Source organism: Agromyces sp. NPDC029043, from assembly GCF_055564615.1.
The window spans coordinates 94,936-120,913 of the sequence record NZ_JBVHVX010000009.1; the positions used below are offsets into that span (position 1 = coordinate 94,936).

25 protein-coding genes and 1 tRNA gene are annotated in these 25,978 nt (G+C 73.5%); 13 read left to right on the top strand and 13 right to left on the bottom strand.

Translation table 11 applies throughout. The annotated features are described in order from the left end of the window. The 5 genes from ACZ4TW_RS12965 to ACZ4TW_RS12985 form a co-directional block, all read right to left on the bottom strand. Entirely contained in the window at positions 1–1,302 is a 1,302-nt protein-coding gene (locus tag ACZ4TW_RS12965) for a hypothetical protein (RefSeq protein WP_465543142.1), read from the bottom strand. After that, entirely contained in the window at positions 1,299–2,459 is a 1,161-nt protein-coding gene (locus ACZ4TW_RS12970) for a sensor histidine kinase (RefSeq protein WP_465543143.1), read from the bottom strand. The genes ACZ4TW_RS12965 and ACZ4TW_RS12970 overlap by 4 nt, the downstream gene beginning before the upstream one ends. 123 nt (positions 2,460–2,582) lie before the next feature. After that, complete coding sequence (gene metX, locus ACZ4TW_RS12975; RefSeq protein ID WP_465543144.1) at positions 2,583–3,791, bottom strand: homoserine O-acetyltransferase MetX; 1,209 nt, start codon at positions 3,789–3,791, stop codon at positions 2,583–2,585. Positions 3,792–3,918: 127 nt separating this feature from the next. Beyond that, complete coding sequence (locus ACZ4TW_RS12980; protein ID WP_465543145.1) at positions 3,919–5,247, bottom strand: bifunctional o-acetylhomoserine/o-acetylserine sulfhydrylase; 1,329 nt, start codon at positions 5,245–5,247, stop codon at positions 3,919–3,921. Between the two features lie 97 nt (positions 5,248–5,344). Next, positions 5,345–6,484 (bottom strand): acyltransferase family protein, encoded by a 1,140-nt coding sequence (locus tag ACZ4TW_RS12985; protein WP_465543146.1) that lies wholly within the window; start codon positions 6,482–6,484, stop codon positions 5,345–5,347. A gap of 69 nt (positions 6,485–6,553) precedes the next feature. On the opposite strand from ACZ4TW_RS12985, the gene ACZ4TW_RS12990 reads away from it, so the two are divergent. The 12 genes from ACZ4TW_RS12990 (at position 6,554) to ACZ4TW_RS13045 (ending at position 17,243) form a co-directional block, all read left to right on the top strand. Further along, on the top strand, positions 6,554–7,342 hold the full coding sequence (locus tag ACZ4TW_RS12990) for an SDR family oxidoreductase (RefSeq protein ID WP_465543147.1): 789 nt from the start codon (positions 6,554–6,556) through the stop codon (positions 7,340–7,342). Further along, on the top strand, positions 7,339–8,121 hold the full coding sequence (locus ACZ4TW_RS12995) for a potassium channel family protein (protein ID WP_465543148.1): 783 nt from the start codon (positions 7,339–7,341) through the stop codon (positions 8,119–8,121). The genes ACZ4TW_RS12990 and ACZ4TW_RS12995 overlap by 4 nt, the downstream gene beginning before the upstream one ends. A gap of 10 nt (positions 8,122–8,131) precedes the next feature. Further along, positions 8,132–8,653, top strand: coding sequence for a phosphoribosyltransferase (locus ACZ4TW_RS13000; RefSeq protein ID WP_465543149.1), 522 nt, complete (start codon positions 8,132–8,134; stop codon positions 8,651–8,653). Beyond that, entirely contained in the window at positions 8,650–9,372 is a 723-nt protein-coding gene (locus ACZ4TW_RS13005) for a type 1 glutamine amidotransferase family protein (protein ID WP_465543150.1), read from the top strand. Before ACZ4TW_RS13000 ends, ACZ4TW_RS13005 begins: the two co-directional genes overlap by 4 nt. Continuing rightward, a complete protein-coding gene (locus ACZ4TW_RS13010) occupies positions 9,372–10,064 on the top strand; it encodes a uracil-DNA glycosylase (protein WP_465543151.1) in 693 nt (230 codons plus the stop codon). Before ACZ4TW_RS13005 ends, ACZ4TW_RS13010 begins: the two co-directional genes overlap by 1 nt. A gap of 59 nt (positions 10,065–10,123) precedes the next feature. After that, a complete protein-coding gene (locus ACZ4TW_RS13015) occupies positions 10,124–10,702 on the top strand; it encodes a GNAT family N-acetyltransferase (protein ID WP_465543152.1) in 579 nt (192 codons plus the stop codon). A gap of 36 nt (positions 10,703–10,738) precedes the next feature. Next, complete coding sequence (locus ACZ4TW_RS13020; RefSeq protein ID WP_465543153.1) at positions 10,739–12,166, top strand: amidase; 1,428 nt, start codon at positions 10,739–10,741, stop codon at positions 12,164–12,166. A gap of 66 nt (positions 12,167–12,232) precedes the next feature. After that, positions 12,233–13,204 (top strand): siderophore-interacting protein, encoded by a 972-nt coding sequence (locus ACZ4TW_RS13025; RefSeq protein WP_465543154.1) that lies wholly within the window; start codon positions 12,233–12,235, stop codon positions 13,202–13,204. Further along, positions 13,201–14,259, top strand: a complete 1,059-nt coding sequence (locus tag ACZ4TW_RS13030; protein ID WP_465543155.1) for a FecCD family ABC transporter permease — start codon at positions 13,201–13,203, stop codon at positions 14,257–14,259. The genes ACZ4TW_RS13025 and ACZ4TW_RS13030 overlap by 4 nt, the downstream gene beginning before the upstream one ends. Continuing rightward, positions 14,256–15,293 carry a FecCD family ABC transporter permease gene (locus tag ACZ4TW_RS13035; protein ID WP_465543156.1) on the top strand — a complete coding sequence of 346 codons (1,038 nt, stop codon included), beginning with the start codon at positions 14,256–14,258 and terminating at the stop codon, positions 15,291–15,293. Before ACZ4TW_RS13030 ends, ACZ4TW_RS13035 begins: the two co-directional genes overlap by 4 nt. After that, positions 15,290–16,135, top strand: a complete 846-nt coding sequence (locus ACZ4TW_RS13040) for an ABC transporter ATP-binding protein (protein ID WP_465543157.1) — start codon at positions 15,290–15,292, stop codon at positions 16,133–16,135. The genes ACZ4TW_RS13035 and ACZ4TW_RS13040 overlap by 4 nt, the downstream gene beginning before the upstream one ends. A gap of 76 nt (positions 16,136–16,211) precedes the next feature. Further along, positions 16,212–17,243, top strand: a complete 1,032-nt coding sequence (locus ACZ4TW_RS13045; RefSeq protein ID WP_465543158.1) for an iron-siderophore ABC transporter substrate-binding protein — start codon at positions 16,212–16,214, stop codon at positions 17,241–17,243. A 26-nt stretch (positions 17,244–17,269) separates the two neighbouring features. Here the strand turns inward: ACZ4TW_RS13045 and ACZ4TW_RS13050 are convergent, their stop codons facing one another. From ACZ4TW_RS13050 to ACZ4TW_RS13075, 6 genes are all read right to left on the bottom strand, one after another. After that, positions 17,270–17,689, bottom strand: a complete 420-nt coding sequence (locus ACZ4TW_RS13050; protein ID WP_465543159.1) for a Fe-S oxidoreductase — start codon at positions 17,687–17,689, stop codon at positions 17,270–17,272. Then, positions 17,686–19,140, bottom strand: coding sequence for a dihydrolipoyl dehydrogenase family protein (locus ACZ4TW_RS13055; RefSeq protein ID WP_465543160.1), 1,455 nt, complete (start codon positions 19,138–19,140; stop codon positions 17,686–17,688). The genes ACZ4TW_RS13050 and ACZ4TW_RS13055 overlap by 4 nt, the downstream gene beginning before the upstream one ends. 88 nt (positions 19,141–19,228) lie before the next feature. Beyond that, positions 19,229–20,071, bottom strand: coding sequence for an arginase family protein (locus ACZ4TW_RS13060; protein ID WP_465543161.1), 843 nt, complete (start codon positions 20,069–20,071; stop codon positions 19,229–19,231). A gap of 59 nt (positions 20,072–20,130) precedes the next feature. Further along, positions 20,131–20,748 (bottom strand): J domain-containing protein, encoded by a 618-nt coding sequence (locus ACZ4TW_RS13065; RefSeq protein WP_465543162.1) that lies wholly within the window; start codon positions 20,746–20,748, stop codon positions 20,131–20,133. Positions 20,749–20,832: 84 nt separating this feature from the next. Then, complete coding sequence (locus tag ACZ4TW_RS13070) at positions 20,833–21,579, bottom strand: PspA/IM30 family protein (protein ID WP_465543163.1); 747 nt, start codon at positions 21,577–21,579, stop codon at positions 20,833–20,835. Between the two features lie 52 nt (positions 21,580–21,631). Further along, entirely contained in the window at positions 21,632–23,641 is a 2,010-nt protein-coding gene (locus ACZ4TW_RS13075) for a TPM domain-containing protein (protein WP_465543164.1), read from the bottom strand. A gap of 337 nt (positions 23,642–23,978) precedes the next feature. Here ACZ4TW_RS13075 and ACZ4TW_RS13080 point away from each other — a divergent pair, with 337 nt between their 5' ends. Next, positions 23,979–25,142: an IS481 family transposase gene (locus ACZ4TW_RS13080; protein WP_465543165.1), complete on the top strand. Its 1,164-nt coding sequence runs from the start codon at positions 23,979–23,981 to the stop codon at positions 25,140–25,142. A 54-nt stretch (positions 25,143–25,196) separates the two neighbouring features. On the opposite strand, the gene ACZ4TW_RS13085 is transcribed toward ACZ4TW_RS13080, so the two are convergent. Together ACZ4TW_RS13085 and ACZ4TW_RS13090 are read right to left on the bottom strand one after the other, a co-directional pair. Continuing rightward, positions 25,197–25,269, bottom strand: a tRNA-Arg gene (locus tag ACZ4TW_RS13085). A 59-nt stretch (positions 25,270–25,328) separates the two neighbouring features. Further along, positions 25,329–25,955 carry an iron ABC transporter ATP-binding protein gene (locus tag ACZ4TW_RS13090; protein ID WP_465543166.1) on the bottom strand — a complete coding sequence of 209 codons (627 nt, stop codon included), beginning with the start codon at positions 25,953–25,955 and terminating at the stop codon, positions 25,329–25,331. Between the last annotated feature and the right edge of the window lie 23 nt (positions 25,956–25,978).

Sequence of the window (25,978 nt, forward strand, 5' to 3'; positions counted from 1 at the left end):
TCATGCTCCCCTCGGGTGGACAGCGCTGGGCGGTGCCGGAACTCCACCACGGGTCGTGGGCTCGATCCGGCAGTCGACGTCGACCTGGAAGCCGTCCGGTTCCGGGACGACGACGTTGCCTCCGACATTATCGAGTGCCTCCCACGTCGAGGCGTCGACTTTCCGTGCGGTGACGCCTGAGACCTCGAATCGGATGGCGACGCGCGCCGCGTCTCCGATCGGACGCGCGTCGTCGTCGTCGAAGTCGCCGTCGCGGCAGAGCACCCGCACCTCCAGCGGCGGCTCCGTGGACTTCCGGCGTCGCTGGCCGGCGATCAGCCAGAGGGCGAGCAGCAGGCCGTCGCGCTGCGTGGGCGACAGGAGCCCGGCGAGCCCGGCGGGATCGTCGACGGTCACTCGCCGGCTCAGGTAGGCCGACTCGGTGACCGCGTGCCGCAGCCACGTGTCGGTGCGGCCCTCGATGAGGCGCACGCGGAGGCGCGCCGCGAGCTGGCCGGCGCGTTCGGCGGCGCCGGGCGGCAGCGGGATGGCGATGCGCCCCGAACCGACGTCGTCGAGGAGCGACTCGGCGTCGTAGTCGAGTTCGGCGAGCTCCTCGGAGGCGCGCATGCCGACGGCGGACCGAGGCGTCGAGACCGTCGACTGCACGAGCGAGAGGTCGAGCTCGCGTCCGACCAGCCGTCGGAAGCCGCGCACCGCGATCGCCACGAGGACGACCGGGACCACGGCGCTCGCGGCGACGGCCAGGCCGACCACGGTCATCGTGCTCGCCTGCGGCGCCTGCGCGAGCGCCATGACCGCGAGGATGCCCGCGACAGCCGAGGCGGCGGCCACGGCCGAGCGCGTCTCGCGGAGCGCGGCGACGGGCATGAGCACCGCGGCGGCGGCCGGGGCGGCGGTCGGGGTGATGCCGAGGTACAGCTGGTCCATCGTCGCCGCCACGTCGAGCCAGACCACGACCGCGAGACCGGCGAGCAGGGCGACGAGCACCCAGTCGGTGACGCGGCTGAGTCCGCGCGTCGCGATGACCCCGCCCAGCGTGACGACGGCGAGCGCGATCCACGCCGCGACGGGCTCGGTGCCGGGCGGGTAGGTGCCGGTGAAGGCGATCGCGTGCACGAGGTGCGCCAGCAGGATCGCGGCGGAGGCGACCGCGACGCCCGCGGCGAGCCGCCGGCCTCCGTGCGCGCTGCGGATGTCCTCCGCGGCGCGCGCCGATCGGGTGGGTCGGCGGAACTGGCTCTCGTGCGTGGTGTCACGAGGCGCCTCGTCGATGCCGGTCGAGCGGCGGAGGAGGTTCACGACTTCGGCACCTCCAGCATGACGGTCGTGCCCGACCCGGGGGAGCTGAACACCCGGGCCCGTCCGCCGACCGCGTGCAGGCGGCCGACGACGGACTCGGCGAACCCGAGCCTGGCCGGGTCGACGGCCGCCGGCTCGAAGCCGGCACCCTGGTCGGTGACCATGGCGCGGACGGTGCGCTCGTCATCGGTGATCGTGACGTCGGCCTCGCCGACGCCCGAGTGCCGCCGCACGTTCTCGAGGCATTCGCCGAGGGCGCCGAGGAGCGCGTCGAGCGTGTCGCGGGGCAGGATCAGCTGCCCGGCGCCGTGCCAGTGCACGTCGAGTCCCATGCGGGCGAACCGCTTGCGGACGGACTCGAACGTGGTGCCGAGTCCCTCGCCGCCCGAGGACTCGGGCGAGAAGATCGCGCTCGAGCCGTTGTCGAGCGGGGCGCCGAGTCGCAGCTGCCGCAGCAGCCGGGCGTCGTCGCCGGCTTGCTGACGGAGTGCGCTGGCGCCGACGCCCACCCCGGAATGCGCGAGCAGGCTGAGCGTGGCGAGCACCGTGTCGTGGAGGACGCGGGCATCCTGGCGCTGCTGCGCCTCGGACTCGCTCGCCAGCCGCTCGGCCTCGTGGGCCCGGCCGACCTCGTCGACGCGTTCCGCCGCGCGCTCGATCGCGCGCGCGAGCCAGAGGCCGGTCGCGATGCAGGCGATCCACCCCGCGAGGCCGGCGACCAGCACGAGCCACATGTTCGCTCCGGCACCCGTCGCCACCCCGAGGGCGGCGAGGACCGCGAACGCGGCAGCCGCCACGATGCCCGCGCCGTTGGGCCGCACGAGCGTCGGGATGACGATGGCCGGCGTAGTGAGGGCGGCCGTGCAGGCCATGGCGGTGGTGGCGGCGGGGTCGATCGCGGGATTCACCCCGATCACGAGCATGAAGGCGACCGCGACGACGACCGTGCCGATGGTGGGCAGCAGCGCGGTGCGCGCCGTCGCGTAGGCGGCGAGCAGGATGACGAGCAGGTCGAGGGCCACCGCGAGGGCGAACCGGCCCGGATCGAGCGCCCCGGGGACGACGATGCAGCCGAGTGCGAGGATCGCGCCGGTCAGGCTGCCGGCGCGCGCGAGGCGGCGCAGCAGCCGGTCCCGCTCCTTGTCGATGCGACGCATGCCACCCCCTCCTGTGACGCCCGCCGGCACGGCGCACACAGCACCGTCACCCTCGAAGATAACGCAGAGCGACCCCCGTATGCGGGTCATCGGTCCCGAACCGGACCGTTCGACCCGGAACGTTCAGGCCGCGAGCAGCTCCGCGAGCGCCGCGCCGACCGCCTCGTCCTCGATGAGGAAGGCGTCGTGGCCGTACTCGGAGTGCAGCACGACCGGCTCGGGGCCGTGCACGCTGCGCCGCAGCCGACGGGCGATCTCGCGCTGCCCGTCGAGCGAGAAGTACCGGTCGCTGTCGATGCCCAGCACGAGGCTCGTCGCCTCGATCCGATCGAGCGCGGCCTCCACTCCGCCGCGCCCGCGGCCGATGTCGTGCGAGTTCATCGCCTCGGTGAGCACGAGGTAGCTGTTCGCGTCGAACCGCCGGGTGAACTTGTTCCCGTGGAAGTCGAGGTAGGACTCCACCGCGAATCGCCCGCCCCCGCCCAGCGGGTCGAGGCTGGACTGCCAGCCGCGCTCGAAGCGGTGATTGAGCTCGGCCGGGGTGCGATAGTTCAGCATGGCCATGCGACGCGCGAGCGAGAGCCCGCGCGTCGGGCCGTCGCCGTCGGGCGCGTCGTAATAGGCGCCGCCCCGGAACGCCGGATCGCTGCGCACCGCCTCGAGCTGCACCGAGTTCAGCGCGATCTGGTCGGCCGTCGTGGCGGCCGGCGCCGCGAGCACCGCGATGCGCTCGACGGCCTCCGGCGCCATCAGGGCCCACTCGAGCACGTGCATCGCCCCCATCGACCCGCCGACCACGGCCGCGAAGCGCTCGATCCCGAGCCGCTTCGCGAACGCGACCTGCGCCCGGACCTGGTCGCGGATCGTCAGGAAGGGGAACCGAGCACCCCACTCGACGCCGTCGGCGGCGAGCGAGGACGGCCCCGTCGAGCCCTGGCACCCGCCGAGCACGTTCGGCGCCACGACGAACCAGCGGTCGGTGTCGATCGCCCGGCCCGGCCCGACGACGCCCGGCCACCATCCGGCGCTGGGATGCGCGGGCCCGGCCGCGCCGAGCACGTGGCTGTCGCCGGTGAGCGCGTGCAGCACGAGGATCGCGTTGTCGCGTCCGGGGGCGAGCCGGCCCCAGGTCTCGTACGCGATGCGCACGTCGGGGAGGACCTGGCCGGACTCCAGCGCGAGGTCGCCGATGCGCGCGAAGCGACGCTCGCCGACCGGATCGCCCTCGCGCCATGCCCCGGTCGCCGGTGCGCGGCCGGCGAGCTGCCGTGCGGCGCGCGCCTCGGGGACGATGCTCGCGGGCACCGTCTCCGAGATGGTCTGCCAGTCCATGTCCTCGATTCTCCCGGACCCGACGGCCCGCTCGGCGACTGTTACGCAGGTCGCTGCCGCGCCGGCGCGGGAACGGCGGATGCCGCGCCCCGGACGGGACGCGGCATCCGCTTCGGTCGGCCGGTCGTCAGACCCGCGCGGCCTCCGTGGCGCGACGCGCGGCGGCGAGGCCCGCCTCGAGATCGGCCTTGAGGTCCTCGACGTTCTCGATGCCGACCGAGAGCCGCACGAGACCGGGCGTGACGCCGGTGGTCAGTTGCTGCTCGGGGGTGAGCTGCGAGTGCGTGGTCGACGCCGGGTGGATGACCAGCGAGCGAACGTCGCCGATGTTGGCGAGGTGGCTGAACAGCGACAGGTTGTCGACGAGCGCCCGGCCGGCGTCGACGCCGCCCTTGAGCTCGAACGACAGCACCGCGCCGACGCCCTTCGGGGCGTACGTGTTCGCGGCCGCGTACCACGGGCTCGAGGGCAGCCCGGAGTAGTTCACGTGCGCGACGTCGGGGTGGTTGTCGAGCCACTCCGCGATCTCCTGCGCGTTCTGCACGTGACGCTCGACGCGCAGCGAGAGCGTCTCGATGCCCTGGATGAGCTGCCACGCGCTCGCGGGCGCGATCGAGGATCCGAGGTCGCGCAGCAGCTGCACGCGCGCCTTGATGATGTAGGCGAGCGCGTCGCCGACCGCCGCGGTGTAGCTCGCGCCGTGATACGACGGGTCGGGTTCGGTGAGGCCGGGGAACTTCTCGACGTTCTTCGACCACTCGAAGCGGCCGCCGTCGACGATGACGCCGCCGATGACCGTGCCGTGGCCGCCGAGGAACTTCGTGGCCGAGTGGATCACGATGTCGGCGCCGTGCTCGAAGGGCCGGATCAGGTACGGCGTCGCGATCGTGTTGTCGACGATGAGCGGGATGCCGGCCTCGTGCGCGATGCCCGACACGAGCCCGATGTCGAGGATGTTGATCTTCGGGTTGCCGATGGTCTCGGCGAAGAACAGCTTCGTGTTCGGGCGGATGGCGCGGCGCCACTCGTCGGCGTCGTCCTGGTTCTCGACGAACGTGGTCTCGATGCCGAGCTTGGCGAGCGTGTACTTGAAGAGGTTGTACGTGCCGCCGTAGATCGAGCTCGACGAGACGATGTGGTCGCCGGCCTGCGCGATGTTCAGCACCGCGAACGTCTCGGCCGCCTGGCCCGAGGCGACGAGGAGGGCGCCGCTGCCCCCTTCGAGCGCCGCGAGGCGCTCCTCGACCACGGCCTGGGTCGGGTTCATGATCCGCGTGTAGATGTTGCCGAACTCGGCGAGCGCGAAGAGGTTCTGCGCGTGCTCGGCCGAGTCGAACACGTACGAGGTGGTCTGGTAGATCGGGGTGGCGCGAGCCTTCGTGACCGGGTCGGGCGCGGCGCCCGAGTGCACCTGCTTGGTCTCGAAGCGCCAGTCGGCGGCGGCGTTGTCAGCCATGTGGGACTCCTTCGGAGGTCGGGGTGCGGCCCCGCCGCATCCGTCGCCCACGCTACGTCCGGTCGATCAGGCGATCAACGGATGGCGCAACACGGCGTCACGCGCTCGGCTCGCGCGGCGGCGGCGCCGGCGGCAGCGCGTCGGGCGGCAGCACGATCGTGCCGGTCGCCGTCATCGGCTCGGGGCGGAAGAGCCAGCGGACCCGCGGCTCGACGAGCGGGCGGAACACGCGCCGCACGGGCTTCAGCGAGAGCACCACGGAGACCAGCACGCAGAAGGCGATCATCGCGGGGAGCACCCACCACGGTTGCGGGCCCTCGAGGATCGGCGTCTCGCGCAGCGGGAAGAGCACGAAGGAGTGCAGCAGGTAGATGTACATCGTCGCGCTGCCGAACGCGGTGAACCAGGTGGTGCGGCGCGGCATGAGCATGAGGAACGCCACCGAGAGCAGCATCGCCAGCAGCAGCAGGAACAGCCGGATGGCGCCCGACCACGGCTCGTCGTACCCGATCGCCTCGTACGACTCGTCGTAGAGCATGAAGCGACGCAGCCGCAGGTCGCGCCAGGTCTCGATCGCGAGCGGCATGACCGCGAGCAGCGCCGCGAACAGCGCGATCGCGCCCGCGCGCCACCGCCAGGTCGCCGCCGTGGTGAGGTCGAGCCAGCGGTCGGTGATGCGCCACTGGCGCAGCTTCCATCCGAAGACGAAGAACGGCAGCATGCCGAACGTGCGCGAGAGCGCGAGCGTCGAGTCGATCTCGGCCGTGTAGCCGGCGCCGATGGAGATCGCGATCGCGATCACCAACGGGAACCGGAGCAGCACCAGGTACGGCAGCACGATGCGCCAGATCGCCAGCGCGATGAGGAACCACAGCGTCCACGACGCGGTCGTGTAGTCGAGCACGAACCCGCCGCCGAGCACGAACCGGATGATCGTCCAGATCGTCTCGAAGATGAGGTACGGGAAGACGATGTCGGTCAGGACCAGCCGCATGGCGCGCGCATTCGGCGGACCCGACTTGGCGAAGTAGCCCGAGACGGTCACGAACACGGCCACGTGGAAGGAGTAGATGAACAGGTAGACGCTGTACGCCGCGTCATCCTCGCCGATGAGCGGCAGGATGCCGTGTCCGATGACGACGAGCGTGATGGCGATCCACCGCGCGTTGTCCCACAGCGGCACTCGGCGCTTGCGGTGCGGCGGCCGGGTGGTGCCGGGCACGGGCGTCGGCTGCATCCGCCCATTGTCCCGCACCGCCGGGACCGAGGTCACGTCGCGAAACGCCGTGCGGTGCAGAATGGCCGCATGGACGGCAAGCGCGCGGTGGTCACGGGAGCGAGTTCGGGGATCGGGGCGGCGACCGTGCGCGGGCTCGGGGCCGCCGGATGGGACGTGGTGGCCGTGGCCCGGCGCGAGGAGCGCCTCGCCGCCCTCGCCGAGGAGACCGGCGCGACGCCGTTCGTCGCCGATGTCACGAGCGATGCGGATGTCGCGGCGCTGCGGGATCACCTCGAGGCCACGGGCGGCGTGCACGCGCTGGTGAACAACGCGGGCGGTGCGAAGGGGCTCGCCTCGGTCGAGGAGTCCGACCTCGACGACTGGGCGTGGATGTTCGAGGTGAATGTGCTCGGCGTGAAGCGCGTCACGAGCGCGCTGCTGCCATTGCTGCGGCGGGGCGCCGAGGAGCGCGGCGTCGCCGACCTCGTGAACGTGACCTCGGTCGCGGGACACGAGGTGTACGCGGGCGGCGGCGGGTACAACGCGGCCAAGTTCGCCGCGCACGCCATGACGCAGGTCCTCCGGCTCGAGCTGAACGGCGAGCCCATCCGCGTGATCGAGGTCGCGCCCGGGATGGTGCGGACGGAGGAGTTCTCGCTCGTTCGCTTCGGCGGCGACCGCGCGCGCGCCGACGCCGTCTACGACGACGTCCCCGAGCCGCTCGTCGCGGAGGACGTCGCCGATGTCATCGTCGATGCGATCTCGAGGCCACGCCATGTCGACCTCGACCTGATCGTGGTGAGGCCCGTCGCGCAGGCCGCGGCGTACCGGCTCGCGAGAGGAACGCTGCGGGTGCAGGGGAGCGCGGCCTCGTGAGCCGCCGGGCGGCGAACGTCGACGACTCCCGGCGCACGCGATGGGCTGAGGCCACGCAGCGACCGCTCGCGCTGGCCGGGGTGGCCTTCATCATCGGGTACATCGCCTACGTGCTCTGGCTCGATCCGCCCGACGCGATCCTCGGCATCCTGGTCATCCTCGTCCTGGGAGGGTGGATCGCGTTCGTGATCGACGTCGTCGTGCAGCTCGCGCTCACCCCGCGCGGGCGCCGATGGGGCTGGGCGTGGCGGCATCCGATCGAGGTGCTCTCGGCGGTCGTCCCGCTGTTCCGCGCAATGCGCGTCGTGTCGCTCGTGCGGCACCTCCCGGCGCTCGAACGCCGGACCACGAGGGCCGTCCGTGCCCGGTTCGTCTCCGAGGCGCTGACCTACGCACTCGTCTTCGTGTTCTTCATCGCGCTCGTGACCTACCAGGTGGAACGCGACGCGCCCGGGGCCAACATCGTGACCTTCGGGGACGCGCTGTGGTGGGCGTGCGTCACGCTCGCCACGGTCGGATACGGCGACACCTACCCCGTGACCCTTCCCGGTCGGCTGTACGCGGTGCTCCTGATGGCAGGGGGCGTCGCGATCCTCGGCACGGCGTCGGCGGCGCTGGTCTCCGTGCTGAACGAGCGCCTCGCCAAGCTGCGGCGGGGGGGTGCGACCGAGTCGCCCCTCGCTGAGCGCACGGGCCTCCTCGACGACACCACCGGCGAGACCACCGCCGGCCTCCGGGAGGGTGCGCCGCCGACGGACGGCGACCGCGCCGCCGACTAGCCTTGGGGGCATGACCTTCGATGCCGACGACGCGGCCTCCGGCGGCGGGATCCGCCGCGAGATCCTCACCTGGGACGACTTCTCCGGCGCGTCGCGCAGACTCGCCGAGGACGTGCTGCGCTCGGGGTTCCGTCCCGACGTGGTGATCGCCATCGCTCGGGGCGGGCTCCTGCTGGCGGGCGCCATCTCGTATGCGCTCGGCACGAAGCAGTGCGGCTCGATCAACGTCGAGTTCTACACGGGCGTCGACGAGCGGCTGCCGGAGCCCGTGCTGCATCCGCCCATGCTCGACGTCCCCGCCGTGGCCGGACGATCGGTGCTGTTGATCGACGACGTCTCGGACTCCGGACGCACGCTCGCCAAGGTCGTGGACCTGCTCACCGAGGCAGGGGCCGACGTGCGCACCGCGACGCTCTACGTGAAGCCCCGCACGGTGCTCGTCCCCGACTTCGCGTTCCGCGAGACCGCCGACTGGATCGTGTTCCCCTGGTCGGCGCAGCCGCCCATCGAGGTCGAGGAGCCGACCCGATGAGCGTGCACCTCGTGGGCGGCGGGTGGAGCGCCGAGCACGCGGCATCCGTGTACGCGCCCTTCCTCGTCGAGGCCGCCGAGGCGGCCGGGCGCGACGGTGCCGACCGCCCGCGCGTCGCGGTGCTGCTGGTCGCGGCCGATGCCGACGGCGCCGAGCTCGCCGACCGGTGGCGGGCCCTGCTCGGGTCGGTCGCCGACGTCGATGCGGCCGTCACCGTCGTCCCCGAGACGGGCGCGTTCGAGCCGGCCGCGCTCGCCGAGGCGCACGGCGTCCTGGTCGGCGGCGGCCTCACGCCGGCCTACCGTCGCGCGGTGGAGCCGATCGCGGGCGAGCTCCGCCGCCTCGTGGCATCCGGCCTGCCCTACCTCGGGTTCTCGGCGGGGGCCGCGATCGCGTCCGACACGGCACTGCTCGGCGGATGGCGCATCGGCGGCGTGCCCGTCGCCCCCGAGGACGCCGCGGAGGAGCTCGACGAGGTGTTCGTCGAGGCCGGCATCGGGCTGGTCGACCTCACGGTCGACTGCCACGCGGCGCAGTGGGGCACGCTCACCCGCATGATCGCGGCGACCGAGGCCCGGCTCGTCGACGGCGGCATCGCGATCGACGAGGACACGCTGTTCGCGATCGGCACCGCAGGGCTCCGGGTCGCGGGAGCGGGGAACGTCTGGAGCGTGACCGCCGAGGAGGACGGCGTGTCGGTCCGCAGCATCGCCGGCTGATGGGGCGCACGCTGCCCGAGCTCGCCGAGGCGGGCCTCATCGACGCGTCGTGGGCCGAGGCGCTCGCGCCGGTCGCACCCGACATCGCGCGCATGGGCGAGTTCCTGCGCGCCGAGGCCGCCGACGGCCGCCCGTACCTGCCGTCCGGAGACCGCGTGCTGCGCGCGTTCCAGCAGCCGGTGGGCGAGGTCCGCGTGCTCATCGTGGGCCAGGACCCGTACCCCACGCCGGGCCACCCGATCGGCCTGTCGTTCGCGGTGGAGCGCCACGTGCGCCCGCTGCCGCGGAGCCTCGCGAACATCTACCGGGAGCTCGCCGACGACCTCGGGGTGCCGACGCCCGCGCACGGCGACCTCGGCGCGTGGAACCGCGGCGGCGTCATGCTCCTGAACCGCGTGCTGACCGTGCGGCCGGGCGACCCGGGCTCGCACCGCGGCACCGGCTGGGAACGCGTCACCGATCACGCGATCCGCACGCTCGTCGGTCGCGGGGGTCCGCTCGTCGCCATCCTGTGGGGGCGCGACGCGCAGTCGCTGCGTCCGCTGCTCGGCGACGTGCCGCGTGTCGAGTCGGTGCATCCCAGCCCGCTCTCCGCGAGCCGCGGGTTCTTCGGGTCGAAGCCGTTCAGCCGGGCGAACGCGCTGCTCGTGGAGCAGGGCGGTGCGCCCGTCGACTGGACGATCCCCGACTGACGCGCGGCCTTCCGACGCCCTGACATCCGCCCGTCATCTCACGCGCGTACCATGGCGGGATGCTCGAGGAGGAATACCAGACGCGGCGCGAGCTGCCGCGCCACCTGCGCAAGCCCGAGCCGGCGGAGGCGCCCTTCTCGTACGAGATCCGCCCCGCCCGGGCGAGCGACCTGCCGGCGGTGCGCGAGATCTACAACTACTACGTCGCGAACTCCACGGTCACCTTCGACGAGGATGCGATGACGCTGCGCGAGTGGAAGCAGAAGTTCGCCCAGCTGCAGAAGCTCGGCCTGCCGTTCCTGGTGGCCGAGTCGCCGTCGGGCCAGCTGCTCGGCTACGCGCTCGTGGCCCCGTGGCGGCCCAAGCGCGCCTACCGCTACACCGTCGAGGACTCGATCTACCTCGGACCCGCGGCATCCGGCAAGGGCCTCGGGCGTGCGCTGCTCGGCGCGCTCATCGACGCGTCGAAGGCGGCGGGCCTCAAGGAGATGCTCGCGGTGATCGCCGACCAGGGTGCAGACGCGTCGATCCGGCTGCACGAGAAGTTCGGGTTCACCGAGATCGGCCGCATGGGCCGCGTGGGCTTCAAGTTCGACCGCTGGCTCGGCACGGTGCTGCTGCAGAAGACGCTGAAGTAGCAGGGCCCACGGATGCCGCGGGCCTAGGCTCGTGACGTGGACGACGCCCTGCACGAGCACACCGCCCTCGAGCTCCACCAGCTGCTCCAGCGCGGCGACGTCTCGCCGGTGGAGGCGACCGCGCACTTCCTCGAGCGGATCGCGCGGCTCGACCCCGTCGTCGGAGCCTTCGCGCACGTCACCGGCGACGCCGCCCTCGACCGGGCACGCGCGGTCGAGCGTGACGTGCCCAGGGCGGCGCCGCTCTGGGGCATGCCGCTCGCCGACAAGGACCTGCACCCGCGTGCCGGGGTGCCGACCGCGTTCGGCTCGCGCGCGCACTCCGGGAACGTGTCCGAGGAGTCCGACGACCTCGTGGCCGCGATCGACGCGGCGGGCGCCGTAAGCCTCGGCAAGACGGCGACCCCCGAGTTCGGGCTGCCCTCGTACACCGAGCCCCTCGCGGGCCGGCCGGCGCGGAGCCCGTGGGACCTCTCGCTCGGCGCCGGCGGGTCGAGCGGGGGCGCCGCCGCGGCCGTGGCCGCGGGCATGCTGCCGTTCGCGCCGGGCAACGACGGGGGCGGGTCGATCCGGATCCCCGCGGCCTCGTGCGGACTCGTCGGGGTCAAGCCCTCGCGCGGACGCGTGCCGTCGGGCTCGGGGCTCGACCGCCTCGCCGGGCTGGGCGTGGTCGGCCCGCTCGCTCGGACCGTCGCCGACGCCGCGCTGCTGCTCGACGGCATGATCGCGCCGCACGGCTATCCGGCGCGGCATCCGTTCTCGGTGCGCGCGCCGGGGGAGGACGGCCCGTACCTCGGCGCCGCGATCCGCGGCGAGGGTCGCTTCCAGGTCGGCGTGCTGCGCGACACGCCGTGGGACGGCTTCACCGACATCCGCCTCGATCCGGCCGCGAGCGACGCGCTCGACGCGGGCATCGCCCTGCTCGACCGGCTCGGCCACGGCGTCGACGAGGTCGCGCCGTCCGCCGAGCCCGGCTACCCGGCGGCGTTCCGCACGATCTGGCAGGCGGGTGCGGCGAGCATCGACGTCCCGGAGGAGCGTCACCACCTGCTCGAGCCGCTCACGCGCTGGCTGATGGGGCGCGGCCGCGAGCGCTCGGCCGCCGACCTCGCGGAGGCGCTGTCGTGGCTGGCCGGGTTCGAGCGCCGCACGATCGCGCGGTTCGCGCCGTTCGACGCGGTGCTCACCCCCGCGCTCGCGCTCACCCCGCGACCGGTCGGCTGGTACGACGCCGAGGACGGCGAGGAGAACTTCGCGCAGCAGGTGCGGTTCACGCCGTACACGTCGTTCGTCAACGTCGCGGGCCTCCCGGCGCTCGTGCTTCCGGTGCACGAGACCGTCGACGGGCTGCCGATGGGCGTGCAGCTGATCGGACGGCCCGGCGGCGAGGCGACGCTGTTCGCCCTCGCCGCCCAGCTCGAGCGGGTCGCGCGTCGGGGGCGTCGGCGGCCGCCGGTGTGGTGAGCGGAGGACGCGGCGCCATGTGACGAAGCGTTCGCCGCGTGCGAGGCCGTGTGCAAGACTTAGGTAATGCTTACCTCACTCGCCGAGGCCGCCGCGCCCGCCCGCCCGCGTCCCGCCTACCGCGGCTTCCACGCGACCGTCGCGCGCGTGCAGCGACTCACGCCGCACTTCACGCGCGTGACCTTCGCCGGCGATGAGCTCGCCGACTTCGGCACCGCCGGCCTCGACCAGCGCGTCAAGGTCGTCCTCCCGCTGGCCGACTCGGGCTTCGCGCACTTCCCCCACGGCGAGGACTGGTACTCGGCCTGGCGCGAGCTGCCCGCCGACCGGCGCAACCCGTTCCGCACCTACACGGTCCGTGCGGTCCGCCCGGAACGGCGCGAGGTCGACATCGACTTCGTCGCCCACGGCGACTCCGGGCCCGGCTCGGCGTGGGCGACACGCACCCGGCCGGGCGACGCGATCGTGCTCGTCGGACCCGACGAGCGGAGCGAGGGTCGCGCGATCGGCATCGACTGGCGTCCGGGCGACGTCGACACCGTGCTGCTCGCCGGCGACGAGACCGCCGCGCCCGCGATCTGCGCGATCCTCGAGTCGCTCCCGGCCGACGCCTCCGGCGCGGCCATCATCGAGGTGCCGTCGGCCGACGACGCGCTCGAGGTGCGCGCCCCCCACGGCGTCGAGGTGCGCTGGCTGCCACGCGGCGAGAGCCGGTCCCATGGCGAACGGCTCGTGCCCGCGGTGCGCGACTGGGTCGCCCGCACCTGCTGGCTCCGCGATTGCGCCGACCCCGCCGGGGCCGCCGCCGAGATCGCGCGCCGCACGGTCGCCGAGCTCGAGGCCGCGGCCGACGCCGACGGCATCCTGTGGGACGTGCCCGAGGGCACGAGCCTCGACGGCGACTGCTACGCGTGGCTCGCCGGCGAGGCATCCGTCATCAAGGTCCTCCGTCGCTTCCTCGTACAGGAGGCCGGCCTCGACCGCCGCCAGGTCGCGTTCATGGGCTACTGGCGGCAGGGCCGCGCCGAACTGGCGTGAGCGCCACCCTCGCCGCGGCGCCCGCCGCCCCGCCGAGCACGCGTGCCGCGCGTGAGCGGATCGGGCGCCCGCGCGCCCGGCGCGTCGTGGTCGTGCTCGCGGGCAGCGCCATCGCGCTCGCCGTCGTCGTCGCCGCGAGCCTCGCGCTCGGCGTGCGCACCATCGACCCCGCCGAGGTGTGGCAGGCGCTCCTCGCACCCGACCTCGCCGATCCCGACCAGGCCGTCGTCCTCCAGCTGCGCGTGCCGCGGACCGTCATCGGCCTGGCGGCCGGGGTCGCCCTGGGCCTCGCCGGCACGCTCATCCAGGGTGTCACGCGCAACCCGATCGCCGATCCCGGCCTGCTCGGCGTGAACTCGGGCGCGTCACTCGCCGTGGTGCTCTGCATCTCGCTGCTCGGGATCACCTCGCCGCTCGGGTTCATCTGGTTCGCGTTCGCGGGCGCGGCCGCGGCGGCCCTCGTGGTCTTCGCGATCGGCGGTGCGCGGCCCGTGCGGCTCGCGCTCGTGGGCGCGGCGCTCACGGCGCTGCTGACGCCGCTCATCGCCCTCGTGCTGCTGCGCGACACCGAGGCGTTCAACCAGTACCGGTTCTGGGCGGTCGGCTCGCTCACCGGGCGCGACCTGTCGACCGTCGAGGCGCTCTGGCCGTTCCTCGCCGTCGGGGTCGTGCTCGCCGCGGCCCTGGCGCACCGCCTCAACCTGCTCGCACTCGGCGACGACGTCGCCACGGCGCTCGGACAACGCGTCGGCATGACGCGTGCCATTGCGGGCGTCGCGCTCGTGCTCCTCAGCGGCACCGCGGTGGCGCTCGCGGGGCCGATCGCGCTCGTCGGACTCGTCGTGCCGCACGCGGCGCGGCGACTCGTCGGCAGCGACTACCGGTGGATCACGGCCCTCGCGGTGGCGCTCGGGCCGATCCTGCTGCTCACGGCCGACGTCATCGGGCGGCTCGTCGTGCCGAACTCCGAACTCGAGGCCGGCGTCGTCGCGGCATTCATCGGCGCGCCCGTGCTCATCGCGATCGCCCGGAGCCGACGGGTGGCGGGGCTGTGACGCCCCTCGCCGTCGCCGCCGTCGCAGTGGCCGGGGTCCGTCGGGCCGATCGCCGGAGACGCGCGACGATCGTCGGCGCGGGTGCCGCGGTCGCGATCGCGCTCGCGCTCGCGGCGCTGTCCTTCGGTGCGGCCGGCGTGAGCCCCGACCGCGTGCTCGCCGTCCTCCTCGGCGGTGGCGAGCGCCTCGACCGGTTCGTGGTGCTCGACCTCAGGCTTCCGCGGATCCTCGCGGCACTCCTCGTCGGCATGGCCTTCGCGCTCGCGGGGGCGGTGTTCCAGTCGACGCTGCGCAACCCGCTCGCGAGCCCCGACATCCTCGGCATCTCGGCGGGCGCCAGCCTGGGCGCGGTCTGGGCCACCCTCGGGCTCGGCGCCGGCGGCGCGCTCGTCGCCGGGTTCGCCTTCGGCGGCGGGCTCGTCGTGGCGGTCGTCATCTGGGTGGCCGCGTGGCGGCAAGGCCTGCACGGCGTGCGGTTCGTGCTCGTGGGGGTGGGCATGGCCTACCTCTGCGGCTCCACCGTCTCCTGGCTGCTCGCGCGATCCGAGGTGCGCGAGGCCCAGACCGCGTTGCACTGGACGGTCGGCAGCGTCGCCGACGTCCGCGGCGACGGCCTCGCGGCGCTCGCGATCGGGATCGGGGCGTGTGCGCTCGCGCTGACGTTCGCCACGCGGGCGCTGCGACCGCTGGCGCTCGGCGACGACCACGCGGCGGCGCTCGGCGTCCGGGTCGACGGGGCGCGCGTCCTGCTGCTCGTGATCGCGGTCGCGCTCGTGGCGCTGGCGACCTCCGTGGCGGGACCCGTCGCGTTCGTGGCGCTCATCGCGCCCGCCGTCGCCCGCCGCCTCGCGGGCGGCGGGGGAGCGGCGGTCGCCGCCGCGGGCGTCGTGGGCGCGGTGCTGACGCTCGGCGCCGACGTCGTCGGCCAGTTCGCCGTGCCCGGGTTCACCGCGCCGCTCGGCATCGTGACCGGCGTGATCGGCGCCCCGTACCTGCTGTGGCTGCTCGCCCGCACCGAGAGGACCCGCGCATGAGCGTCCCATCCGTTTCCCCGACCCGCGTGGCACTCGGGCTCGCCGCCGAGGGCGTGAGCCTCGGGTACGACGGCCGTCGCGTCATCGAGGGCCTCGACCTCGCCGTTCCCGCGGGCCGGATCACCGCGATCGTCGGGCCGAACGCGTGCGGCAAGTCGACCCTGCTGCGCGGGCTCGCCCGCCTGCACCCGCTCGAGGCCGGGCGCGTCACGCTCGACGGCGTCGATATGTCCCGGATGCCGCGACGCGACGTCGCACGCCGAGTCGGCGTGCTGCCCCAGTCCTCCATCGCGCCCGACGGGGTGCGGGTCGCCGATCTCGTCGGGCGCGGCCGGTACCCGCATCAGGGCTGGTTCGGCCGCCATTCGAGCGACGACGACGACGTGGTCGCCGAGGCGCTCGCGGCGACGGGTGTCGCCGACCTCGCCGATCGTCCGATCGAGGAGCTCTCCGGAGGGCAGCGCCAGCGGGTGTGGATCGCGATGGTGCTCGCCCAGCAGACCGACGTCGTGCTGCTCGACGAGCCCACCACCTTCCTCGACGTGACCCACCAGCTCGAGCTGCTCGACCTGCTCACGGGGTTGAACCGCGAGCGGGGCACGACCGTGGTGATGGTGCTGCACGAGCTCAACCTCGCCGCGCGGTACGCCGACCACCTCGTGGTGATGTCGGCGGGGCGCATCGTCGCCGAGGGAGAACCGGGGGAGGTGCTCACCGAGCGCACGGTGCGCGACGCGTTCGGCCTGGACGCGCGAGTGGTCGCCGACCCCGTCTCCGGCACGCCGCTCGTGGTGCCGATCGGCCGGTTCCACGCGGTCGGCGCATCGCATGACCGGGGATGACGCTCGAGAGATGCGTCGCCGGTGGAGTTAGGTTAGGCTTGCCTTATTCACTCCTCCCCTGAATCAAGGAGCATCCGTGCGTCTTCGACGTTCCCTGATCGCCGTGGCCGGCGCCGCCGCCACCGCGCTCGCCCTCACCGCCTGCGCAGGCGGCACCGCCGACTCCGCCGAGTCCGACTCGGCGGCCGCCGCCACCGAGGGCTTCCCCGTCACGATCGAGCACGCCCTCGGCGAGACCGTCGTGGAGGGCGCGCCCGAGCGCGTCGCGACATGGGGCTGGGGGGCCACCGAAGCGGCAGTCGCTCTGGGCGTCTACCCCGTGGCGATCGCCGAGCAGACGTGGACCGTCGGCGAGGGCAACTACCTGCCGTGGGTCGAGGCCGCGTACGACGATGCGGGCGAGCAGCTGCCGACCCTCCTCAGCGACCCCGAGGGCGGTGCGACCGTGCCCTACGAGGAGTTCATCGAGGCCGAGCCCGACCTGATCCTCGCTCCGTATTCGGGCCTGACCGAGGAGCAGTACGACACGCTCTCGGAGATCGCGCCGGTCGTGGCCTACCCCGAGGCGCCGTGGACCACGCCCTGGGACCAGACCATCGAAATCACGGCCGAGGCGCTCGGCCGGACCGACGAGGGCCAGGCCGTACTCCAGGAGATCTCCGACGGGCTGGCCGAGCAGGCCGCGGCCCACCCGGACTTCGCGGGCACGACCTTCGCCGGCGTCTGGGACGGCGACGGCTTCGTCTACGTCTACACCGCCGCCGATTCGCGCATCGAGGTGCTCACCGAGCTCGGACTCGAGGTCGCCCCGAGCGTCTCGGAGCTCGACACGAGCGATGGCGGCTTCTACTACGAGCTCAGCTACGAGCAGCTCGACCAGCTCGACGCCGACGTCATCGTGAGCTACCACAGCACCGAGGAGGAGGCCGACGCCTTCCTCGCGAAGCCCGAGCTGCAGGCCATCCCCGCGGTCGCCGCGGGCCGGGTCGCCCAGGTGTACGACCCCGTGACGGTCTCGTCGGTCTCGCCGCCCACCGCGCTGAGCTTCGACTGGGATGGCGGCCTGCCCGCCCTCGTCGACGCGATCGCCGGTGTCGTCGAGCAGTGACGACGCGCTGATCCCTCGGTCCGTCCTCAGGCGGATGCCGCGTCGCGGCCCGGGCGTGCCCTGCGCCCGGGCCGTCGGCGCAGGTAGCCACCCGCCTCGAGGCCGGCCTCGATCTCGAACCGGTTCGTCAACGGATTCCGCCCCGACATCCAGTACAGGATCGGGAACAGCATCCCGTACGTGCGCCACTGCTGCCGATGCACGGCCTCGTGCCCGAGGACCGCCTCGGAGACGTTGCGGTCGGTGAGGTAGCAGCCGCCGACGCAGGATCCGCCGCGGCCGAAGGTCCACTTCGGCATGCCCCGGAACACCACGAGGCCATGCCTCACCTCGATCGGTCCGCGGCTCCACAGGAAGCCCCAGGCGAACCCGATCGTGGTCGCCCACCAGTAACCCGCCCGGCTGACCGGCGAATCGGTGAGCCGGATCCGCACCACCCGGCTCATCCGCGCGCCTCCGGCCGGCCGTCGGCCTCGAGCAGCCGCAGCCAGATCTCGCTCAGCGTGGGGAACGCGGGCACCGCGTGCCAGAGCCGTCGGACGGGCACCTCGCCGACGATCGCGATCGTGGCCTGGTGCGCGAGCTCGGCGACACCCTGGCCGACGAAGGTCGCGCCCACCACCACGTCGCGCTCGTCGTCGATGACGAGCCGCGCCCGGCCGTCCCAGTCGTCGCCGAGGATGCCGGCGCCGCTCACGCTCGCGAACGACGCGTCGGCGACCCGCACCGACAGGCCGGCCTCCTCGGCCTTCGCCGCCGTCAGGCCGACCGCCGCGACCTCGGGGTCGCCGAACACGATGTCGGGCACCGCGACGTGGTCGGCCGTCGCCGCGTGCACTCCGAACCGCGCGTCGTCGACGGCCCGGCCGAGCGCGCGGGCCGCGATCACGTCGCCCGCCGCGCGCGCCTCGTACTTCCCCTGGTGCGTGAAGTGCACGCGGCCCGTGACGTCGCCGACCGCGTAGAGCCAGGGTGCCTCCGCGCCGGCGGGGGCGACGGATGCCGCGGCGAGCGTCTCGTCGACCTCGATCCAGGCTCCGGGCTCGAGCCCGACCGTCTCGACGCCGAGGCGATCCGTGCGGGCGCGCCGTCCGGTCGCGACGAGGACCTCGTCAGCGGTCACGGACGTGCCGTCGTCGAGCTCGATCACGACGCGGCCCGCCGGATCGCGGCTCACGCGGACCGGGGAGACGCCGAGTCGCACGGTCGCGCCGAGCGAGCGAAGTCCGGCCATGACGGCCTCGCCCGCGAAGGGCTCGAGCCCGCGCAGCATCGTGCTGCGGACGAGCACCGTCACGCGCGTGCCGAACGACGTGTAGGCCGAGGCCATCTCGGCGGCGACCACGCCACCGCCGATCACCGCGAGCGTCGCGGGGACCTCCTGGGCGCCCGTCGCGTCGCGGCTCGTCCAAGGGCGGGCCTCGGCCACCCCGGCGATGTCGGGCAGGACCGGGTCGGAGCCCGTGCACACCGCGACCGCGTGCCGTGCCCGGAGCACCTCGTCGTCGCCACCGCCCGCGGGGGAGACGATCACCCGGCGCTCCCCGTCGAGACGCCCGTGGCCGCGCACGAGCTCGACGCCCACGCTCTCGAGCCAGCGCTGCCCGCCTCGATCGGTCCAGTCCGAGACGAACGCGTTCCGGCGCGCGAGCGTGGCGGCCACGTCGAGGCCGCCGGTGACGGCCTCTGCCGCACCCGGCACGCGTCGTGCGGCCCGAAGCGCCGAACCGCTGCGCAGCAGCGTCTTGGAGGGCACGCACGCCCAGAACGAGCATTCGCCGCCGACGAGTTCGTGCTCCACGATCGCGACCTCGAGCCCGGCGGCCCGAGCGCGGTCGGCGACGTTCTCGCCGACGGGCCCCGCCCCGAGCACCACGACGTCGTACTCCCGCACCATCCCGGCTCCCTTCCGTGCCGGGCGCCGCCCGGCCGTCCGGACCAGCCTAGGGAGCCTTCGGGACGCGGGCCACGGACGGCGCGGCGCGTCAGCTCGCGCCGGACGCGAGCGCCCCGACCAGGCGGAGGATGGTGGGCAGGTCGTCGATCGCCGCGTCGGGCGACGCCGGGGCGAAGCCCGCGATCGAGGCGCCGGCGAGCGGGAAGCGTGCCACGACCTCGCGGACCAGCGCGACGAGCGAATCGGGCTCCGCGCCGAACGGGAGCGGATACGAGAGCCCCGAGATCGCCGACGGGTCGAGCACGTCGAGGTCGACGTGCACGTACACCCGGGACGCGCCGGTGGCGGCGATGGCGCGGACCACGGCGGCGGCATCGGCGAAGTCGTCGACGCCCAGGACCGCCATCCGCTCGGCATCGATGAACGCCTGCTCGCCCTCGTCGATCGCCCGCACTCCGCCGAGCACGATGCGCGACGCGGGCACGCGCTGGTCGCCCTCGAGCGCGAGCCCATCGGCGCCCTCACCGGTGATCGCTCGCAGGACCATGCCGTTGAAGGCCCCCGACGGGCTCGTGGCGGGCGTGTTCAGGTCGGGGTGCGCATCGAGCCAGAGCACGGCGAGCTCATCGGGGTGGCGGGCGGCCGCCGCCGCCACGGGGGCGAGCGCGATGCCGCAGTCACCGCCGACGGCGATGGGGGTGCCGCGCGCGGAGCCGAGCGCCGCCGCCGTGCGCTCGCGCACGCGCCGGACCGCACTGTAGCGATGGACCCCCGTGCCCAGCGAGTCACCCGCCTCGACGGGCACCTCGACGAGCACGGTCGCCGACGACGGCAGGTCGCCATGGATCGCGAACGCCCCGTCGGCGTGACTCATCGCGCGCGAGGACACGGAGCCCTGCCACTCGGGGACGACGAGGAAGGTGGCCGGCATGACTCCCAGTATGTTCCCCGGCGGGGTCGCGCACTACCGGCGCCCTCTCCTGGTTCCCGCTACTGGTCGGGGAAGCGGACCAGCCCGGCCTGCACGGCGAGCCCGACGCACGCGACGGCCATCAGCCCGAGCCCCAGGAGGCCCGTGATGGTCGTGGACGCGATCACCGCCGCCGCGCTCAGGACCAGCAGGGCGAGCGTGATCCACCACATCCAGCGCCGGCGCGTGAGCGACGTGGCGAGCGCGAACGCCACCAGCAGGCCGAGCCGTCCCCACAGGTCGATCGGTGCCAGGATCGGTCCGGTGCTCGTAGAGAGGACCGCACCGACCAGCAGCACGAGCGCCCAGGCGGCGAAGAGGCGCCAGCTGAACCGGGGGACCGCAGCCGAGGCCCGGCGTGCCGGCGCGCCGTACGCGTCGGCGCCGCGGTGGGCGTCGCTTCCGGATGCCGGTCGACGGCTCGCGGCGGCGACGAGCACCTCGTGCGCCCGTGCGACCTCGACGAAGCGTGCCGCGGCGGTCGTCGCCTCGTCGACCGGGCGGCCGACGAAGCGATCGGGATGCAGCTGGCGCGCGAGCCGCCGGTACGCGCGCTCGATCTCGGGCAGGTCGGCGCCGGGCGGCACGCCCAGCACGTCGGCCGCCTCCTCCGGGCTCATGTCGGGCACGCGCGCCACGCACGACTCCTTCCCGGAGGCGGTCGACAGGACGGACGGCGCGGATGCCGCGGGGCGACGGCCCGGCGGCATCCGCGACCCGGATCAGGACCCGGCGATCTGGCCCTGCGACGAAGGCGAGCCGCCCGCCTTGAGTTCGGCGAGCCGCGCCTCGACCTCGGTGAGCTCGCCGAGGTCGTCGAGCTCGTTGAACTGAGCATCGATGCTCGACGCGGCGATCTCGGCCTGCCCGCGGGCCTTGGCCTCCTCGCGACGGATCTTGTCCTCGAAGCGACCGATCTCGCTCGTCGGATCGAGGATGTCGATCGACTTGACGGCTGCATGCACCTGCTGCTGGGCCTGCGCAGTCTTGGCTCGCGCGATGAGCTCGGACCGCTTGTTCTGCAGGTCGACGAGCTTCTGCTTCATGCCGTTGAGGCCGCTCTTCAGCTTGTCGACGACCTCGGTCTGCGCGGCGATCTGCGGCTCGGCCGCCCTCGCCTCGTTCTCGGACGAGATCTGCCGGCTGAGCGCGACCTTGGCGAGGTTGTCGAACTTGTCGGCCCCGGCGGTGTCACCCGCCGAGCGAAGCTCGTCGGCCTTGCGACTGGCGGCGAGCGCCTTGTCGCCCCACTCGCGCGCCGCCTCGAGGTCCTCGCGGTGGTCGTCCTCGAGCAGGCGCAGGTTGCCGATCGTCTCGGCGATGGCCGCCTCGGCGTCGGCGATCGAGTTGGTGAAGTCGCGCACCATCTGGTCGAGCATGACCTGGGGGTCCTCGGCCTGGTCGATGAGGGCGTTGACATTGGCTCGCAGCAGCTGCGAGATGCGTCCGAAGATGGACTGCTTGGTCATCCTGGTCTCCTTCCGTGGGATGGTCAGTGCCGTGTCGCTGGATCGAGTCGGTTCAGAAGCGGCCTCCGCTTCCGCGTCGGCCACGCGTCCCCGAGCCTCCGAAGCTTCCGGGGGAGCGTCCGCCGCCGAAACCGCCCCCGAAGCCGCCGCCCCGACGGCCTCCGCCGCCGCCGCCGAACATCCCGCCTCCGCCGCCGCCCCCGAGGACCGAGTTGATGAGGATGCCGCCGAGCACCGCACCGAATAGGTCGCCGCCCCCGCCGCCCTGCGGCTGGGGGACACCGCCGTACCCGCCGTACCCTGCGCCGAAGCCGCCCACATCCTGCTGCGCCAGCGACATCGCCTGGCCGGCGAGCTGCTCGGCGCGCCGCGCCGACGCGAGGGCCCGGGCCGGGTCGGTGGCCGCGACCGATTGCGATTCGACGAGCAGCCGACCCGCCTCGGCGAGCCGCGTGCGCGCCTCGGCTCCGATCGCGCCGCGCCGGGCGACGAGGTAGTCCTCGGCGGCCTGCACCTGCGACCGCGCTGCGAGCAGCGTCCGGTCGAGCTCGGCGCGGGCGCGCTCGGCCGCGACCTGCGCGTCGCGCGCGCCCTGCACGGCCTGGTCGATCTCGGCGTTCACCCGGTCGAGGCGCGCCTTCAGCTCGAGGGGCGCGCGCCCGGCCCGCGCGAGCTCGGCGCGGATCGTCGACGACTCCGCCTCGACGCGGTCGGCCAGGCCGGCGAGGCGGCCGTCGGGAAGGCTCCGCGCCGTGCGGACGTCGGCGTCGAGGTCGTCGACTCCGGCGGCGATGGCCCGGTCGGCGGCGCCGAGATCGGCCGCGAGCCGTTCGATCGCGGCGGCGAGCAGCTTCGCCTGGTCGACCGCCTCCTCGGCCGCGCGGATGTCGACCGCGGCGGCCGCCGTCTCGCCCCGTCCGATCGCGGCGCGCGCCGCCTCGATCGAGTCGCGAGCGAAGGCCACGCGCGTGCGCGCCTGCTCGGGGTTGTCGGCGATCGAGGCCAGCGCGGCGCCGGAGTACTGCGCCGCGAGCGCGTGCAGGCGCGACCCGGCGGGGCCGATGGCCTCGTCGGCCGCACGCGCCGCCTGCTCGACACGGGCGAGCGCCTCGGGCGCGTTCTGCTCGAGCGCGCGCAGCTCGTCGAACCGCTCGGCCTGCTCGTCGAGCATCGTGTCGGCCTCGACCGTCAGCGCGAGGATGCGCTCGTACGATTCGCGCTGCTGCGCCTCGGTGTCGGGTTCGTGATCGTCGAGCCGCTGCTGGAGCGTGAACGCCTCGCGCACCTTCTCCTTGGCGGCCTCGAGCGCCGCCCGGAAGCCGGCCGTGGCCTCCTCGCCGTAGGCGGCGACGGCGAAGCCGAGCTCCTCGTCGCTCGTCTTCAGGGCGTCGTCGGCCTCCACGAGCGCCCCGCCGGCGCGGCGTCGGAGCTCCTCCACGGGCACGGGCGGCTGCGGAGGCGGGATGCCGGGCACGGCCGGGCCGACCGGGCCGCCGACCGCGGCTCTGCGGCGGCGCCGCGCGAGCACGATCGCGACGACCGCGATCACGGCCGCGCCGATGAGCACGATCCAGAGCCATCCGAGGCCGCCCCCACCGCCTTCGGCTCCGCCGGAGCCGCCGCCGATCGCCTCGGCCGCGGCGATCGCCGCACCGGCCCAGTCGCCGTCGGCGAGTTCGGGCTCGACCACCTCCAGGGAGATCTTGTCGATATCAGCGGCCGACAGCGAGGCATCCTCGGCGGCCGAGAGGTAGTACGCCCGCCCCTCGATCGCCACCGCGAGCAGGTAGTCCTCGTTGCCCATGTTGTTCGCGTTCGCGGTGTCGGTCGCCCACGACGCGGCATCCTCGGGGTTCGTGAAGTCGTCGACGTACGCCACGAAGAGCTGCCGGCCGGTCGCGTCGGTCGCAGCGCCGATCGCGGCCTCGACCTCGGCGAGCTCGCCCCCGCTCAGTGCCCCGGCCGTGTCCACGACGGGGCTCGCCCCGAACGCGACCGGATCCTCGGCGTGCGCGGCCAGCGGCAGCGCTGCGAGCGCGAGCCCCGCCGCCACGGCGACCACGATCGAACCCCTGCGTACCGACCGCATGCGCACCCGTTGCCTTCCACTCGGAGCGGATGTCTGGAGTCTATGGGCGGCCCGGAGAGCCCGTCCACGCATTCACGGCGTACGTTCAGCCGATCTCCAGCGGCGCGACTGGCGGCCGTGGAAGGTGCGCACGGCGCCCCGCGTCGCACCCAGAAACGGAACGAGCCGGGCCCTCAGTCGATCGACTGGACCCGGCTCTCCACGACGTGCCCCCGGAGGTGTCTGGTTTCAGGACATCGTGAACGGGTGTCTCAAGACATCGTGAACGGCTGGGTGGTCGGCGGCGGGATGTCTCAAGACATCGTGAACGGTGGGCAAGTACGAGCTGCTGATCAAGGCCGTGACCGTGCAAGGGCTCTCCTACGGGCAGGTCGCCGCCCGGTACGGGGTGTCGAAGACGCTCGTGCACAAGCTGCATCATCGGTGGCTCGAGGACGGCGAGGCGGCGTATCAGCCGCGCTCGAAACGACCCGCGTCCTCACCGACCCGCGCTCCGACAGCGGTGCGCGATCGGATCCTGGCCCTGCGGGACGAGCTGGTCCGGATGGGATTGGATGCCGGGTGCGACACGATCCACACCCACTTGACCGGCGAAGGGCATCAGGTCAGCCGGTCAACGGTGTGGCGGGTGCTCGCCCGCGCGGGCCGGATCGAACCGCAGCCGCAGAAGCGGCCCCGCAGCTCGTACTTGCGGTTCGCCGCGGACCGGCCCAACCAGATGTGGCAGTCCGACTTCACCCACTGGGCCCTCACCACCGGGGCCGGGGTGGAGATCATCGGCTGGCTCGATGACCACTCCCGCTACCTGCTGCACCTCAGTGCCCACCGGCGGGTGTCAGGCCGCACCGTCACGGACACGTTCACCAGCGCCGGGAATGAGCACGGCTATCCGGCGGCGACGCTCACGGACAACGGCATGGTCTACACCACCCGGTACGCCGGCACCGCCACCGGCACCGGGAACCCGAACGCGTTCGAGACCCTGCTGGCCCTGTACGGCATCGCCCAGAAGAACGGGCTGCCCTACAAGCCCACCACCCAGGGCAAGATCGAGCGGCTCTGGCAGACCCTGAAAAAACACCTGACCGCCCGACCCACCGCCAGCATCGAGGAGTTGCAGCAGATCCTCGACGCGTTCCGCGAGTACTACAACACCCAGCGCCCGCACCGGTCGATCAACCGGCGCACCCCGGCGTTCGCGTACGAGCTGATTCCGAAAGCCTCACCGACCGCGCCGGACGACCCGAATCTGTGGCGAGTGCGCTACGACCGCGTCGACCCCGGCGGGAAGGTCTCACTGCGCTACGCGAACCGGATGCTGCACCTGGGCATCGGCCGCCCCCACGCCGGCACCGACGTCATCGTGCTCATCCACAACACCCGAGCCACCGTCATCGACCCCGACGGCACCGTCCTCAGCGAACACCGAATCGACCCCGAACGGACCTACCAGGCCGCAACGAAAAACGGCTGAACCCGCGTCATCCGCGGGTTCAGCCGTTCACGATGTCGTGAGACATCACAAACGTGCCCCCGGAGGGATTCGAACCCCCGACCTACGGTACCGGAAACCGGCGCTCTATCCCCTGAGCTACGGAGGCGCACAGCCAGCAACACTACCACCTGCGGGGCGTCCGGTCGGCACCCCGGCGGGCTGCGATCAGCCCTGCGGCAGGTTGTCCATGACCGACGCGACGAGCTGCTGCGCGTCGCCCGGCTCGAACAGCGCCTCGGACTCGACGACGATCCAGTAGTCGCCCGTGAACACCTGCGCCTGGCCGACGCCGCCCGACAGCAGGAAGAAGCCCTCGACGTCGGGGGGCGTGCCGTACGTCGGCACCGCGTTGCTCGACATCGCCGCTTCGCCGACCTGCCGCTCGAACGCGTTCGGCGGCAGTGTCGCGACGCCGACCTCGATGACCTCGCCGCTCGTCTGGTTGCTCCAGCCGCACGCGGTGCCCTCGGCCTCGACGACCTCGACCACGGCCGAACCGGACGGCTCGAAGTCGGGGGCGAGACCGAAGTTCGGATTGAACGCGTAGAGCTGGTCGGCCGTCAGCATCGCGTCGCACGCGATCTCGAACGGCACGGGTTCCTCGGTCGGCTCCGGCGTGGGGGCGGCCGTCCCGGATGCGCCGGGTGCGGCCGTGCCCGTGGGCGCGGCGGCTCCGTCGGTGGGTGCGGGCGAGGCGCCCGGGGCGGTGCATCCGGCGAGGACCAGCGCGGCCGCCGCGGCGGCGAGGGCCGTCGCTGCGGTGCGGGGGCGGAGGGCGTTCGGGCGCGGCATGCGGGAAACCCTACCAACGGTGC